Below are 15,408 nucleotides of genomic sequence, written 5' to 3'. Positions count from 1 at the left end.
CTCGTCGATCCATCGTGCGCGGCTCGGAGCCGCAGGCGGTAATCGGGGTGTCCGCCGCCCCTCCCATCCGGAGAACACTTAACCCCCGGGGGGTGTTCCTCGGTCAGTGGCCGTGTCCGTCGGCGCCGTGAGACGCCTCGGGCGACGGGGTGGCGTCCCCGTCTTCGTCCCCGTCCCGGCCCTTGCCGCCGTCCTTCGCACCGCCGTCCTTCGCACCGCCGCCGTCCCCACCCTCGGGCCCGTCACCGGACCGGTCCGCCTCGGGCCCGTCACCGGACCGGTCCGCCCCGGGTCCGCCACCGGACCGGTCGCCGTCGTCTCCGGCCGGCGGCGGCGTGCCCGCGGTGACCGCGGTGAACTCTGCGGTCCGGACCTCGCCGCCGTGCTTGAAGTCGAGGAACAGGCGGTAGGCCCCCGCGCTGGGCACCTCGGCGTGGAAGGTGATGCCGGGCCCGGCCGCGGTCCTCCCGTCGCCGGGCTCGCCTCCCGGGTGGACGTGCAGGTAGGCCAGGTCTCCGTCGCGCAGCGCGACGAGGTGGCCGTAGGCGCCCAGGTAGGGCTCCAGGTCCATGACCGGCTCGCCGTCCCTGCTCACCGAGAGCGTCAGCCCGCTCGACCGGCCGGGGACCAGGTCGCCGGCGAGGGTGACCGTGTAGCCGTCCACGGTCGCGGTGCGCACGGGCTCGCCGAGGAGCTCGGGCCGGTAGTCGCCGGGGGCCGACAGGTCGGTGCCGAGCGTCATGCCCTCCGCGCCCTCGGGGGCGAAGTCGGCGAACGCACGGTATTCCCCCGGTTCGGGGAGGGTCAGCGGGACCGACCAGGTGCCGTCGGCCTCCCGGACGGGGTGGAGGTGCTGGAAGCCGGTCAGGTCCCGGCGGACCACGATGAAGTGCAGTTCCTTCTCATGCTGCGGGGTGAACCGGGTCACCGGGCGGCCGTCGGGGCCGGTCACCGAGAAGCGGAAGTCCGTCTTCTCGCCCGGCTCGACCACGTCGGTCCTCGGCACCAGCGTGTATCCGCCCGCCGACACCTGGAGCCCGCCGGGCAGCCCGGGCGCCCCTGCGGTCCCGGTGGATCCGACCTGCTTCTCCGCTCCCGCGTGCGCGTCGCCCGCGTGGCCCGCGCCGCCGGAGGCTCCGGCCGCCACGTGCCCGGCCGGCGCACCGCCGGTCTCCCCGACCGGCCCGGCGAGCCTTCCGGCGCCGAACGCGCCGCCGAAGACGGCGGCCAGCCCGAGCACGTACGCCCCCACCTTGGTCGCGCCGTTCATCTCTCCCCCTCTCCGAATACCCCTATGGGGTATCTCTGCAGCCTCAGGATGCCACAAGGGATCACGAAAGACAACCCAGGGGGGGTATATTCGACTTCGGCGATGTCAGCGGACGAACGGCGCCAGCAGACCGGGGACCGACTCCTCCGCGAAGGCCAGGCCCTCCGCGACGGAGACGTCCACGACCTCGTACGACCCTCCGCCCGCCGCCGTCGTCGCCGCCAGGGTGATCAGGCCTGCCCGGCGCTGGAAGGGCGACCGGCCGACCGTCCAGCCGATGATCGAGGTACGGCGCAGCGCCACGGTCCTGCGCCGGGCGGTGCCGTACCGCGTGACGAGGTAGGGGCCGTGGAGACCGTGGCCCAGGTTGCGGTAGGCGTCGAGGGCCAGGAGCAGGGCGGCGGGGAGCAGGGCGGGACCGGCCAGCCAGAGGAGGCCGGGGACCCAGCTCAGCCAGGCGGCGAGCCCGCCCAGGACCGCGGAGACGACCATCGGCGGCCAGAGCGCCCGGACGACCCTGCGGCGGAGCGCGGCACGGGGGTGGGCGGCCAGCGGCGCCAGGGTGGGCGACGCCTTCCCGGACACCTCTCCGACCGCCTCCACGGGCGGCTCCACGGGCGTCGGTGCAGGCGCCTCCACGGGCGGCTCCGTGGACGCCTTCTCCACAGGTGCCGCTGCGGGCGTCGCAGCGGCGAGCACGGCCCCGGCGACCCGGTGCGCCTCGGCGCGCGGGGCGGGCGGCAGCAGGACGACCGACTCGTCCTCGCCGAGGCCGGTGGCCACGGCCTTCAGCCTGGCTCCGCCACCCCAGCGCAGCGGCAGCGGCTCGGCCAGCTCGACCCCGTACAGCCGGCGCTCCTCCAGCGTCACGGACCGGGTGGTCAGCAGGCCGCGCCGGATCGAGAACGCGCGGTCGGGCTCGCGGGTCAGCCGGAAGTTCCACCACGACTCCACGTACAGCAGCAGGGCGCCGGACAGGCCGATGGAGAGCACGATCGCGACTGCGACGGCCGTGACCACGAACGGGTCCGTCGCGGTGACGCGGCTCCAGAGGTAGCCGAGGAAGCCGACCTCGGCCGGATCGACTCCGAAGGCGTCCAGCACCCGGAAGAACACCCCGAACGGGGCCAGGCCGATCAGCAGCGACCAGCTGCTCAGCAGGGCGTAGCGGATCCAGGCGGGACGCAGCTCCGCGATGACGGAGTCCGCCGGATCCGTACGGCCCAGCAGCTCCACCCGGAGCAGGCGGGCGGCGGCGCGGGACACCCCGTCGATGACGAGCCCCTTCCCGTCGTCCGTCCGGCCCGTGCCGATCGTGACCGTGGCCAGGCCGAAGAACCTCCGCAGCGGGTCGGCCTCGAGGTCGACGCTGCGCACCCGGTCGCGCGGGACCGAGCGACGCCTCCGGAAGACGAGTCCGGAGCGGAACTCCACCCGCTCGGCGGTGACCCGGTACCGGGTGGTCGCGTAGCGGACGAGACCGGCCACCGCGATCGCGGCGAAGACCACGAGGATCACGCCGAGCGTGACGGCCGCCTGGAGGCCGAGCCCGTCACGGGCGAACGGCAGCGTCGTCGCGACGGGCGCCGCCGGCCCGAGCGACCTGGCCAGGGTGAACCGGAGCAGCCGCGGGTCGAGCCGCGACCACCGCGCCCTGGACCCCTCGTCCCCGGCGTCGGTGCCCCCGCTGTTCTCCGCGCTCTCCGCGGCTACGGCGTGCTCGGCGTGTCCGGCGTTCTCCGCGGCTACGGCGTGCTCGGTGTTCCGGGCGTTCCCGGTGCCGTCGGCGGCCTCGGCGACCCCGGCGGCCGCGGTGGTTCCGGCACCGGCGGCGTACTCGTCCCGGCTCATGCGGCGTCCTCCGGAACGGCCTGGGTGCGGGCGGTGAGGCGCTCGGCGAGCTCGGCGGCGAGGACCCGGTCGATCCCGTTGATCTTGATCGCCCCAGCGGCCGAGGCCGTGGTCACGATCACCCCGGCCAGACCGAAGATCTGCTGGATCGGGCCCCTGACCGTGTCCACGGTCTGGATCCGGGACATCGGGGCGACCCGCCACTTGTGCCAGATCCATCCGGAGGCGGTGTAGACCGCGTCATCCGTGATCTCCCAGCGGTGCACGCGATGGCGCACCCGGGGCATCACCAGCGTGTAGACCAGGCCGGGCACGGCGAGGACCAGGGCCGGGAGCAGCAGCCAGAACCGGGCAGGCGGGATCAGCAGGCCGAGGAGGAGCAGGACCAGCACGGGCGGGGCGACCAGCACCAGCGCCTGGCCGGTCCACCAGCCGATCGCGCGGCCGTCCACCGGGTGGCGCGGAGGACGGAGACCGGACGGCGGCTCCCCGCCCGCGGGCGGGCCGGGCGGGGAGCCGGGCCCGGAAGCCGCCGACCAGGAGGCGGGCCCGGGGGCGGGCGAGGAGACGGGCGAGGAGATGGGCCGGGGACCGGGCTCGGGGGGCGTCATCGTTCCTTCCTGGTCGCGATGTCGAAGGTCGTGACGAGTTCGCGCGCGTAGGCGTCGAAGTCGAGATCGGGATGAGCCGCCAGCTGGATGAACACGCCGTCGACCGCCTGCTTGACCGTGACGGCCATCACCCGGGTGGAGAACTCACGGAACTCCCCCGCGAGCTGCCCGAACCGCAGGATCTCCTCGACGGACGACACCTCCGGCTCGTTGGCGCTCATGTCGAGCCTCGGCCTGCCGTCGGTATGGCGGAAGGCCGACCAGATGTCCGACAGAGCGATCATGTGAGCCCGGTGGGTCCGGTAGAACTCGACGGTCGACTCGATGTAGGCGCCGAGCATGGCCGCGGCGGTGGTCTGGGCCTCGACCCGCGGGCGGGTGAAGGCGTCGCCGAGGGTGAACGCCTCGTCGACCACCTGCTGGATCAGCTCGTCTTTGCCCTTGAAGTGGTAGGAGATCACGCCCTTGCTGATCCCGGCCCGCTTGGCGATCAGCGCCAGCGACGCCTGCGCGTAACCCACCTCGGCGATCACCTCGATCGCACAGGCGACGATCTGCGCCCGCCGGGCCGTCTCGATGAAGGAACGCCCTTCCTGGCCGACTGGCTCATTTTCTGACCGCATGGTCAAAAAATAGCACATGCGGTCATATCATCGGCTCGCCCGCGGGCCGGTCAGTCCGGCAGCCGCCTGACCCGCTCGGACGCGGGGTCGTAGAGCGGCTCGGCGGCCACGGACGCGTCCGCCCAGGTCCCGGTGACGCCCACCTGGACCCGGTCCCCCGGGACCAGGTGGGTGGGCAGGTAGGCGTAGGCGATCGAGCGGTCCACCCGGTGGCCGTACCCGCCGCTCGTCACGCGGGAGGCCGGCTCGCCGCCGATCCGGACCGGCTCCCCGCCCAGGCAGACCTGCCGGGGGTCGTCGAGGACCAGGCAGCGCAGCCGCCGCGCGGGTCCGGCGTCCCGCAGCAGGGCCTCGCGGCCGAGGAAGTCCTTGTCCCGCGCGACCGCGAAGCCCAGGCCCGCCTCCAGCGGGGTGGTCTCCGGGGTGATGTCCAGGCCCCAGACCCGGTAGCCCTTCTCCAGGCGCATCGAGTCGATCGCCCGGTACCCGCCGGGACGCAGGCCGTACGGCGCGCCGGCCCGCATCAGCGCGTCCCAGAGCGTGAGGCCGTACTCCGACGGGCAGTACAGCTCCCAGCCGAACTCGCCCACGAACGTGACCCGCTGGGCCAGCACCGGGACGTTCCCCACGCTGATCTCCCGAGCCCACAGGTAGCCGAAGGCCAGGTCGTCGGGGCTAAGCGCGCCGAGGACGTCCAGCGCGCGCGGGCCCCACAGGCAGTAGCAGGCGTGGGCGGAGGTGACGTCGCGCACCTCCAGCCCGTGCCCGCGCAGCCAGGCGGCGTCGTGCACGCCGAAGGCGGTCCCGGTGACCAGGCGGAAGCGGCCGGCGGCCAGGCGGGTGACGGTCAGGTCGGCCTCGATGCCGCCGCGGGCGTTGAGCAGCTGGGTGTAGACGACCGAGCCGACGGGCCGGTCCAGCTCCCCGGCGCAGGCCCGCTGGAGCCGTTCCAGCGCGTCGGGACCGGAGACCTCCAGCTTGGCGAACGACGTCTGGTCGAACAGCCCGGCCGCGTCCCGCGTGGCCAGGCACTCGGCGCGCACGGCCGGCGACCAGATCCGCCCGGCCCACCCCTCCGGCCGGGTCCCCCTCCCCCGGACCCCGGGGACGCTCCCCGCGCCGCCCGACCCGGCGCGATCCGCACCGCCCGCTCCGGTGCCGCCGCGCTCCGCGTCGCCCTCCGGCGACCCGTCCCCGGCGTTCGACTCGAACCAGTTGACCCGCTCCCAGCCCGCCTTCTCGCCGAACGCGGCGCCCAGCTCCGCGTGCCGTACCCAGGCGGGGGAGCGGCGCAGCGGCCGGGCGGCGGTGCGCTCCTCGCCCGGGTAGACGATGTCGTAGTACGTCGAGTAGGCGTCCAGGGCCCTGGACCGCGCCCAGGCGGCCGACCGGGCGTGGCCGCCGAAGCGGCGCAGGTCCATGCCGAACAGGTCGTACTCGGGCGTGCCGTCCGTGATCCACTCGGCCATGACCTTGCCCACGCCGCCCGCCGCGGCCAGCCCGTGCACGCAGAACCCGGCCGCCGCCCACAGGCCGCGCACCGGGGTCGGGCCGAGCAGGAACTCGCCGTCCGGCGTGAACGCCTCGGGCCCGTGCACCACCTTCACGATCTCCGTACGGCCCAGCGCCGGGACCCTCCGGACCGCCGACTCCCACGACTCCTGGAACTTCGGCAGGTCGGCGGGGAACAGCGTCCGGGGCTCGGCCAGGGGCGCGGGCGTGTCCCAGACCTCGGGGGTGCGGATGTACCCCCCGACGAGGATCCCCCCGGCCTCCTCCCGGAAGTACACGATGTTGTCCGGGTCCCGGACCGTGGGAATGGAGGAGGAGACCCCGAAAGGCTCGGTGACGACGTACTGGTGCTTGATCGGCACGACCGGGATGTCCACCCCCGCCAGCCGCCCCAGCCGCCCGCTGGCCGCCCCGGCGGCGATGACGACCGTCCCGGTCCGGACGGACCACTCCTCGGTCCCGGCACCCGCCCCCGTCTCCGCCTCCGCGTCCGCCCCGGCACCGGCGCCGGTCCGCGCACCGGCAGCGGTCCCCGCGCTCACGTCCGTCTCCGCACCCGCACCCGTTCCCGCACCCGCGCCCGGCCGCGCGGCCCGGGCCAGCCGTACCCCGGTGACCTCGCCGTCCTCGATGTCGAAACCGGTCACCTCGGTCCCGGTGAGGATGCGCGCGCCCAGCTTCTCCGCCCCGGCGGCCAGTGCCCGGGCCAGCAGCGCCGGGTCGAGCCAGCCGTCACCCGGCAGCCAGAGCGCGGCCCGCACGTCCGCCGTCTCCAGCAGCGGCAGCCGCTCCCCCGCCTCCGCCCCGGACAGCACCGCGACGTCCAGCCCGTAGGTCTCCGCGGCCCCGGCCAGGCGCAGCGACTCCTCCACCCGCTCCGGCGTGGTCGCCAGCCGGAGCCCGCCCACCCCGCGCCAGCCGGGGTCCAGCCCGGTGAGCTCGGCCAGCTCGGGATAGAGGCCGGCCGAATACATGATCATCTTCGTCTGGGTGACCGTCGAGCGGAGCTGGCCCACGAAACCGGCCGAGTGCCAGGTGGTCCCCTCGGTGAGCCCGTGCCGCTCCACCAGGAGGACCTCGGTCCAGCCGAGCCGCGCCAGGTGGTAGGCCACGCTGCAACCGGCCACGCCGCCGCCGATCACGACGGCCCTCGCGGAGTCGGGATGTCTCATGTCCGGAACCCCCTGTGACTGGCCCTGTAACGACTCGTCCGCAGAATCGGATCAATGGTCTGAAGGTAGGCCAAAGGAGTGCGGCATGCCAGACGCTCTCGCGCGCGTCCGCGAATGGGCGGGACAACCCGTCACCGAGACGCCGCTGGCGGGCGGCCTCAGCCACCGCGTCGCCCGGGTGGACGCCGCCGACGGGCGGCGCTGGCTGCTGCGGGTCCTCGACCCCCGGGTCTCGGCCGCAGGCCTCGGCATCCCGCTCGACGACGAGATCGCCAACACCCTCCGGGCGGCCGAGGCCGGGGTCGGCCCGCGGGTCCTGCACCGCATGCCCGGCGCCCTGCTGCTGGAGTACCTCGACGGCGTCACGCTGGACGCGCGGGCCGTACGGGCCCTGCCCGGACCGATCGCGGCCGCCTGCCGCCGCCTGCACGCCGGGCCCCCGTTCGTCGGCGGCTTCTCGGTCTTCCGCAAGCTGGAGGAGTTCCTCGCCCTGTGCCGCAGGCACGGCCTGCGCACCCCCGGCGGCTACGAGGACGCGCTCCCGGCCGTCGCCGAGATCGAGCACGCGCTGGCCGCGCGCCCGTTGCCGGCCGTGCCCTGCCACAACGACCTGCTCCCGGCGAACTTCATCCTCTGCGACGGCGAGGTGCGGATCGTCGACTACCAGCTCTCCGGGAACGGCGACCCGGCTTTCGAACTGGGTGACATCGCGGCCGAGGCGGAGTACGACCCGGACCTCACCCGCCGGCTGGCCCGGGAGTACTTCGGCGAGGACAGCCCGCGGCTCGCCGCCCGGGTCCGGCTCAACCTGATCATGTCGAACGTCACCTGGACCCTCTGGTTCTCCGTGCACCACGGGCTGCTGCGCGAGCAGGCCGCCGCCGCCGGCTTCGACTACGAGGCCGAGGCGGCCGGGAAGTTCGCGCGGGCCGTACGGGACCTCGCCGACCCGGGATTCGGACGGCTGATCGACGACGTCCGGGGCGCGGGCCCCGGATCCCCCCACCCCCCGCACGACGCAAGGAGGCCCGAATGACCGAGCCGGCCCCGGTGGACGAGGACGCGAGACGACTCGCCGAACTCGGCTACAAGCAGGAGCTCTCCAGGACCTGGAGCGGTTTCTCCAACTTCGCCATCTCCTTCTCGATCATCTCCATCCTCGCCGGCTGCTTCACCACCTTCGGCCAGGCCTGGAACAACGGCGGCCCGGTCGCCATCTCCTGGGGCTGGCCGCTGATCTCGGTCTTCATCCTGATCATCGGCCTGTGCATGTCCGAGCTGGTCTCGGCCTACCCGACCGCCGGCGGCATCTACTGGTGGGCGGCGAAGATGGGCCGGCCGGTGCACGGCTGGTTCACCGGGTGGTTCAACCTCATCGGCCTGATCGCGGTCACCGCCTCGGTCGACTACGGCTGCGCGACGTTCATGAACATCACGGTCAACCGGTTCGCGCCGGGGTTCGAGGTCTCGCTCGGCAACACCTTCATCCTGTTCGCGGTCGTCCTGGTGCTGCACGCGCTGATCAACGTCTACAGCCACCGGCTGATCTCGGTGCTGCAGAACGTCTCGGTGTGGTGGCACGTGTTCGGCGCCGCCGCCGTCGTGCTGATCCTGGTCTTCGGGCCCGACTCGCACCAGTCGATGTCGTTCGTCTTCACCGAGACGATCAACAACTCCGGTTTCTCCGACACGTCCTACTGGTTCTACGTGCTCCCGCTCGGCTTCCTGCTGACCCAGTACACGATCACCGGCTTCGACGCGTGCGCGCACGTGTCGGAGGAGACCCAGGGCGCGTCCACGGCCGCCGCCCGGGGTCTGTGGCAGTCGATCTTCTACTCGGCGATCGGCGGCTGGATCGTGCTGCTCGCCTTCCTGTTCGCGGCCACCGACGTGCAGGCGGTCAACGAGGCGGGCGGCTTCGTGGGCGCCATCTTCGACTCGGCGCTCCCCGGCAACCTGGCCACCGCGATCTTCGCGATCTCCACCGTCGGCCAGTTCTTCTGCGGCATGAGCTGCGTGACCTCGATGTCCCGGATGACCTACGCCTTCTCGCGGGACGGCGCGATCCCCGGCTGGCGGCTCTGGTCGAGGGTCGACGCCAACCGGACCCCGGTCAACGCGATCGTCTTCGGCTGCGTGCTGGCCCTGGCCCTCACCCTGCCCGCGCTCTACGAGGCCCCGAACGGCCTGCCGCTCGCGTTCTACGCGGTCGTCTCGGTCGCGGTCATCGGGCTCTACCTCGCGTTCCTGATCCCGATCTGGCTCCGGCTGCGGATGGGCGACCGCTTCGAGCCCGGCCCGTGGACGCTGGGACGCAGGTACAGGGTGATGTGCTGGATCGCGATCGTCGAGATCGCGGTCGTCTCGGTCTACTTCGTCATGCCGCTGGTCCCGGAGGCGGTGCCGTTCAGCGAGGACTTCACCTGGACCGCGGTGAACTACGCGCCCATCGTGGTGGGCGTCATGGTCCTGAGCGTGGGGCTGTGGTGGGCGCTGTCGGCCCGGCACTGGTTCACCGGGCCGCGCCGTACGGTCGACGACGACGCCGCCACCGGCGAGCCCGAGCCCGTCCCCTGATCCGGCCCGGGCGCTCCGGGCCCGCCGGGTCCCTCCCCCGGCCCGCCGGACCCGGAGCGCCCCGGCCCCTCCCACCGCGGGGTCAGCGCGCCTCGAAGGCCGCCGCCACCGCGTCGCGGACGCCGTCCATGGCGGTCGCGACGCCCTCGTTGGCCAGCGAGGTCATCTCCACCTCCGGCATGCCGCAGGGCACCGCCCAGTTCCACGGGGTCAGGTCGCCGTCGACGTTGAGGGCGAACCCGTGGCTGGTGACGCCCCGGCTCTGGCGCATGCCGATCGAGACGATCTTCCGTCCGGTCGCGCGCGTCCAGACGCCGGTGAGCAGTTCGGAGCCGGGCGGGGTGTCCCGCCGCTCGGCCGGGACCCCCAGGGCGTCCAGCGCGCCGACGAGCCGGAGCTCGACCTCGCGCACGTAGTCGACGATCCCCTCCCCCTCGCCGAGCTTGACGATGAGGTAGCCGACCAGCTGGCCGGGGCCGTGGTAGGTGAGCTGGCCGCCGCGCCCGGTGCTCAGGACGGGGATGCCGCGGGACGGGTCGGGCAGGTGCTGCTCCGGTGTGCGCCTGCCGACGGTGTAGACGGGATGGTGGCTGAGCAGCCAGAGCGTGTCCGGCCGCTCGTCGCGCTGCCGCTCGCCGACCAGCTCGGCCATCCGGTCCATGGCCTTCTCGTAGTCGACCAGGTCGTCCTGGATCAGTGACAGGGGGCGTCGCCTCATGCCCCGAGTCTATTCAGCGCCCGTAGACGGTCTCCGGCGCCTTCGGCATGAGGATCCACAGGGCCACGTAGGCGATCCAGAGCGGCCCCGGGATGAGCGAGAGCACCAGCCAGAGCACCCGGACGAGCGTGGGCGGCAGGCCGAGGCTGTCGGCGATCCCGCCGCAGACGCCAGCGATGATCTTGTGCTTTCTCGAACGGTGCATGGTCTCTCCCCGGTTCGTCGGTCTTCATCTGTCAGAACGAGCGACGGAGAGACCCCCGTTCCCCGGACGTCCCTGAGAAAACCCTGACAGGGTCGGCGGTCCCGGCACCGCCGGACATCCATGACACTTCGGCCCCGCGTCGACCGGATTCTGTAACTATTCGCGCAACTCCGCGTCAGCTCCTCTATGCGTTGGCGATTGATCACGGTACGTTCCGCTCTAGTACGGAATGGGGACCCCCCAAGCACACTCCCGAGGAGCGTTATGCGCTTGAAATTCCGACGCGGAGCGGCCCGTGGCCTCACAGTGGCCACCATGGCCACGGCCCTCGCCCTTCCCCTCGCCCTCACCACTCCGGCGAGCGCGTCCACGGTCGACGTCCCCGACGTCCTCGCCACCGCCATGACCTACCAGGTCAAGGGCAAGAACGTGCAGAAGCACCTGCAGAAGTTCCAGGAGATCGCCACCGCCAACGGCGGCAACCGCGCCGCGGGCAGCCCCGGCTACGACGCCTCCCTCGCCTACGTGCAGGACAAGCTGCGCCGCGCCGGTTACACGACCTCGACCACCGACGTCGAGTTCCCGCTCAGCTGGGAGGAGTTCTCCCCCGCGGTCCTGCAGCAGACCGCCCCCGAGGCCAAGACCTACACGGTCGGCACCGACTTCGTGACCGTGCACTCCTCCGCCGGCGGGGACGTCACGGCGGAGGTCCAGGTGGTCGACGCGGTCATCCCGACCCCGGAGACCCCCAACACCTCCACCGCGGGCTGCGAGGACGCCGACTTCGACGGCTTCGTCCCCGGCCGGATCGCGCTGCTCCAGCGCGGCACCTGCCCGTTCGTCGACAAGGCCACCAACGCCAAGGAGGCGGGCGCGGCCGGTGTGATCTTCTTCAACGAGGGCCAGCCGGGCCGTACCGACCCGCTGGAGTTCGACATCGTCGAGTGGCGCTTCGGCTTCCCGATCGTGATGGCGAGCACCGCGGTCGGCCTCGACCTGGCCGACAGCCCCGGCACCACCGTGCGCCTGAAGGTCGACGCCGCCACCACGGTGGGCAGGACCAAGAACCTCATCGCCGACTCGCGGTGGGGCAAGAAGGGCGAGATCGTCATGGTCGGCGCCCACCTGGACGGCGTGCCCGAGGGCGCCGGCATCAACGACAACGGCTCCGGCAGCGCCGCCATCCTGGAGACCGCGCTGAAGCTGGCCAAGGTGCCCACCAAGCACAAGCTGCGCTTCGCCTTCTGGGGCGCCGAGGAGCTCGGCCTGCTCGGCTCCGAGCAGTACGTCGCGGGCCTGTCCCAGGCGGAGAAGGACAAGATCCGGCTCTACCTGAACTTCGACATGGTCGCCTCCCCGAACGACGTCACCTTCCTCTACGACGGTGACGACTCCGACGCCGAGGGCGCGGGCGCGGGCCCGGCGGGCTCCGCCGAGATCGAGAAGCTCTTCGAGAAGTACTACGCCAAGCGCCGCCTGGGCTTCGAGGGCACCGACTTCGACGGCCGCTCCGACTACGGCCCGTTCATCGCCAACGGCATCCCCTCCGGCGGCATCTTCACCGGCGCCGAAGGCATCAAGACCGAGGAGCAGGCGGCGAAGTTCGGCGGCACCGCCGGCGCGCCGTACGACCCCTGCTACCACGCGGCCTGCGACGGCATCACCAACATCAACGCCGCCGCGCTGGAGCGCAACTCCAAGGCCATCGCCTACGCGACCACCTTCTACGCCTACGACCTGTCCACCATCCCCGACCGGAACGCCGCCGCCCGGGCGAAGTCGGCCGCCGCTCCCGCCGCCCACGCGCACGCGCACGGCAAGGACGGCAAGCACGCCGAGCCCGCCAAGTAGCCCGACCCGGTAACCCACTCAGTGGCCCGCCGGAGCGGTCCCCGGCCGGCGCCGGGGCCGTGAACCGGCCCGGGTGACCGGCCGGGGTCGTCGACCGGCCGGGGCGGGACGCGCCGCGCCCCGCGAAGCGCACCACCATGCTGTACGGCGCGCACCCCCACCCAGGGGTGCGCGCCGCTCGGGGGAACCCTTCCACCTCCGACCCGAGGAGCACGATGCGCACCCTGCGAACCATCGGCAGGTCCATCGGGATGGCGGCGATCCTGGCCGTCCCGCTGGCACTCACCCCCCTGATGATCCCCACCGCGTCGGCGGCCGCCCCGCCCGACATCCCCCTCGCGGCCGTGAAGGCCCACCTGTCCCAGTTCCAGTCCATCGCCACCGCCAACGGCGGCAACCGCGCCCACGGCCGTCCCGGCTACCGGGCCTCGGCCGACTACGTCAAGGGCCTGCTGGACGGCGCCGGGTTCACCACCACCCTGCAGTCGTTCACCTACGGCGGCGCGACCGGCTACAACGTCATCGCCGACTGGCCGGGCGGCGACCCGAACGACGTCCTCATGGTCGGCGCGCACCTCGACAGCGTGACCTCGGGCCCCGGCATCAACGACAACGGCTCCGGCAGCGCCGCCATCCTGGAGACCGCCCTGGAGGTGGCCCGCCGGGGCCTCACCCCGGCCAAGCACCTGCGCTTCGCCTGGTGGGGCGCCGAGGAGCTGGGCCTGCGCGGCTCGCAGTACTACGTGAACAACCTCCCGTCCGCCGAGCGCGCGAAGATCAAGGGCTATCTGAACTTCGACATGGTCGGCTCGCCCAACGCCGGCTACTTCGTCTACGACGGCGACAACTCCGACGGCACCGGCTCGGGCCCCGGCCCGGCGGGCTCCGCCCAGCTGGAGCGGACGCTCCAGGACTACTTCGCCTCGATCGGCGTGCCGACCCGTGGCACCGACTTCGACGGCCGCTCCGACTACGGCCCGTTCATCGCCGTCGGCATCCCGGCCGGGGGCACGTTCACCGGCGCGGAGGGCACCAAGACCAGCGCCCAGGCCACCCTGTGGGGCGGTACGGCGGGGCGCGCGTTCGACCCCTGCTACCACCGGTCCTGCGACACGACCGCCAACATCAGCGACACCGCGCTGGACCGCAACGCCGACGCGATCGCCTACGCCGTGTGGACGATCGCCACGGCCGTCCCGCCGCAGGCCGTCTGGCAGGACACGTTCGAGACGGCGACCGGCTGGACGGCGAACCCGTCCGGCACCGACACCGCCACCTCCGGCCAGTGGGAGCGCGGTGACCCGGCGGCCACCTCCTCCAGCGGGACCAAGCAGCTCGGCACCACGGTCAGCGGCGTCAACGACCTGGTCACCGGCCGCCTGGCGGGTTCCTCGGCCGGCGCCTACGACATCGACGGCGGCGTCACGAGCATCCGCTCACCGGAGATCGCCCTGCCGGCGGACGGGGCGCTCAGGCTCCGCTTCTCCTGGTACCTGGCGCACGGCTCCAACTCCTCCAGCGCCGACTACCTGAGGGTGAAGGTCGTCGGCCCGTCCGGGACGACCCAGGTGTTCCAGCAGCTCGGCGCGGCCACCGACCGCGACGGCGCCTGGAGCTCCGCGGAGGCCGACGTCTCGGCCTTCGCCGGGCAGACCGTGCGGATCCTCGTCGAGGCGGCCGACGCCTCGGGAGCCTCCCTGGTGGAGGCCGGGGTGGACGACGTGTCGATCGTCCGGCCGTAGGGGATCCCGCCGGTGTGCGACACCGTCGCCGGGTGGCGGGGCGAAGACCGCCCGCGCCGTCCGGCGGCCGTCGCGCACCGGCGGGCAGCACCGAGCCGCGGTCAGTCGCCGCGGCCCTCGTCGCCGGTCCCGCCGGTCGCAGCCTCCCCGCCGCCGTTCCCGGACCGCTCCTCGTCCCGCCCCTCTTCGGCGACGGACTCCAACAGAGGGTCATTATCGGCAGTCTTGGGCTGGTTCTCCTCTGGCATCGTCATAATCCCCACATGCCCTAATTGCCGGATATAACACCAAATAGCCCATACGTTAAGGTTCGCCCCTCCCGCTTCCGGGCAGCCTCCAGACGAGGAGGGGCGGGACCCTCCGGCGACCTTCCGGCGGCCCTCCGGCGACCGGCCGGCGTGCCGGGCGCGGGTCCGCCCCGGCGGGACATCGTCCCCCTCATCGGGAAGACAGACCCTCTCCAACGGCGAGGAGAAGACCATGACCCAGCCACAGCAACCGGAGCTCCGCAGATCCGGCGGGGCGCCGACCAACGATGAGAACCTCGACGTCATGCCCGAGACGCCCAGCGGCACCGCGGCCTCCGGAGGCCGTCCGCACGGCACGGACAAGGGCAACAAGGGCGGCGGGGAGGGCGGCGGGGTGCCACCGGACCAGCGGCCGCCGTACCCTGCGTGACCGTGCGCCGCGAGCCGGTGCCCACCTGAGGGGTGGGCACCGGCTCGCGCGTTAAATATCCCTGTTTGTCCGTTTCGTGAGGGGTAGGAAATCCGGCAAGCGCGAGCAGAGGAGGACCCATGAGCAAGACGGTGGCCGATGTGATGACGGCCGATCCGGCGACCCTCGATGCGAGCCAGCCCGTATCCGTCGCGGCTCAGCTGATGGTCAGCGAGGACACCGGCGCGGTGATCCTCACCGACGACGGCCATGTCAGCGGGATCGTGACCGACCGCGACATCGCCGTCCGCGTCGTGGCCCAGGACAAGGGCCCCGACACCCCGGTCCGCGAGGCGTGCAGCGAGGAGCTCACGACGGTCGGGCCCGACACCAGCATCGAGCAGGTCGTGCAGCTGATGCGCGACAAGGCGGTGCGGCGGGTGCCCGTGGTCGAGAACGACCACGCCGTCGGCATCGTGAGCATCGGGGACCTGGCGATCGACCGCGACTCCGACTCGGCTCTGGCCGACATCTCCGCGGCGAAGGGGAACCGCTGACGACGCGTCGGCCGGGGCCGCCGCCCGGCGGCCCCGGCCGTGCCGTACCCGGCGGGGTGGAC

At 72.9% G+C, this 15,408-nt stretch carries 13 protein-coding genes; 6 read left to right on the top strand and 7 right to left on the bottom strand.

Going from position 1 to position 15,408, the window contains the following annotated elements; all coding sequences use genetic code 11:
- Positions 1–103: 103 nt before the first annotated feature.
- From IEZ07_RS05630 to IEZ07_RS05610, 5 genes are all read right to left on the bottom strand, one after another.
- Complete coding sequence (locus tag IEZ07_RS05630) at positions 104–1,270, bottom strand: DUF8832 domain-containing protein (RefSeq protein WP_307729007.1); 1,167 nt, start codon at positions 1,268–1,270, stop codon at positions 104–106.
- A gap of 105 nt (positions 1,271–1,375) precedes the next feature.
- Positions 1,376–3,121, bottom strand: a complete 1,746-nt coding sequence (locus IEZ07_RS05625; protein ID WP_191893813.1) for a PH domain-containing protein — start codon at positions 3,119–3,121, stop codon at positions 1,376–1,378.
- On the bottom strand, positions 3,118–3,732 hold the full coding sequence (locus tag IEZ07_RS05620) for a PH domain-containing protein (RefSeq protein WP_191893812.1): 615 nt from the start codon (positions 3,730–3,732) through the stop codon (positions 3,118–3,120). The genes IEZ07_RS05625 and IEZ07_RS05620 overlap by 4 nt, the downstream gene beginning before the upstream one ends.
- Positions 3,729–4,355 (bottom strand): TetR/AcrR family transcriptional regulator, encoded by a 627-nt coding sequence (locus IEZ07_RS05615; protein WP_191893811.1) that lies wholly within the window; start codon positions 4,353–4,355, stop codon positions 3,729–3,731. The genes IEZ07_RS05620 and IEZ07_RS05615 overlap by 4 nt, the downstream gene beginning before the upstream one ends.
- Positions 4,356–4,405: 50 nt before the next feature.
- Entirely contained in the window at positions 4,406–7,039 is a 2,634-nt protein-coding gene (locus tag IEZ07_RS05610; RefSeq protein WP_191893810.1) for a GcvT family protein, read from the bottom strand.
- 85 nt (positions 7,040–7,124) lie between these two features.
- Between IEZ07_RS05610 and IEZ07_RS05605 the strand changes: the two genes are divergently transcribed.
- On the top strand, positions 7,125–8,075 hold the full coding sequence (locus IEZ07_RS05605; RefSeq protein WP_191893809.1) for a phosphotransferase: 951 nt from the start codon (positions 7,125–7,127) through the stop codon (positions 8,073–8,075).
- Positions 8,072–9,616: an amino acid permease gene (locus IEZ07_RS05600; RefSeq protein ID WP_191893808.1), complete on the top strand. Its 1,545-nt coding sequence runs from the start codon at positions 8,072–8,074 to the stop codon at positions 9,614–9,616. The genes IEZ07_RS05605 and IEZ07_RS05600 overlap by 4 nt, the downstream gene beginning before the upstream one ends.
- 82 nt (positions 9,617–9,698) lie before the next feature.
- Here IEZ07_RS05600 and lipB read toward each other — a convergent pair whose 3' ends face one another.
- Both lipB and IEZ07_RS05590 read right to left on the bottom strand, forming a co-directional pair.
- Entirely contained in the window at positions 9,699–10,334 is a 636-nt protein-coding gene (gene lipB / locus IEZ07_RS05595) for a lipoyl(octanoyl) transferase LipB (protein ID WP_191893807.1), read from the bottom strand.
- Between the two features lie 13 nt (positions 10,335–10,347).
- Positions 10,348–10,539, bottom strand: a complete 192-nt coding sequence (locus IEZ07_RS05590) for a PspC domain-containing protein (RefSeq protein ID WP_068896325.1) — start codon at positions 10,537–10,539, stop codon at positions 10,348–10,350.
- A 315-nt stretch (positions 10,540–10,854) separates the two neighbouring features.
- Between IEZ07_RS05590 and IEZ07_RS05585 the strand changes: the two genes are divergently transcribed.
- The 4 genes from IEZ07_RS05585 to IEZ07_RS05570 all read left to right on the top strand — a co-directional run bounded on the left by IEZ07_RS05585 (position 10,855) and on the right by IEZ07_RS05570 (position 15,346).
- A complete protein-coding gene (locus IEZ07_RS05585) occupies positions 10,855–12,390 on the top strand; it encodes a M28 family peptidase (protein WP_239319625.1) in 1,536 nt (511 codons plus the stop codon).
- A gap of 215 nt (positions 12,391–12,605) precedes the next feature.
- On the top strand, positions 12,606–14,132 hold the full coding sequence (locus IEZ07_RS05580) for a M28 family metallopeptidase (RefSeq protein ID WP_191893805.1): 1,527 nt from the start codon (positions 12,606–12,608) through the stop codon (positions 14,130–14,132).
- Positions 14,133–14,612: 480 nt separating this feature from the next.
- On the top strand, positions 14,613–14,810 hold the full coding sequence (locus IEZ07_RS05575) for a hypothetical protein (protein ID WP_068896321.1): 198 nt from the start codon (positions 14,613–14,615) through the stop codon (positions 14,808–14,810).
- A gap of 119 nt (positions 14,811–14,929) precedes the next feature.
- Entirely contained in the window at positions 14,930–15,346 is a 417-nt protein-coding gene (locus IEZ07_RS05570; protein ID WP_068896319.1) for a CBS domain-containing protein, read from the top strand.
- The last annotated feature ends 62 nt before the right edge of the window (positions 15,347–15,408 follow it).

Origin of the sequence: Planomonospora parontospora (genome assembly GCA_014647935.1) — a bacterium.
Lineage (GTDB): Bacteria > Actinomycetota > Actinomycetes > Streptosporangiales > Streptosporangiaceae > Planomonospora > Planomonospora parontospora.
This window is presented reverse-complemented; position numbering and strand designations above follow the sequence as displayed.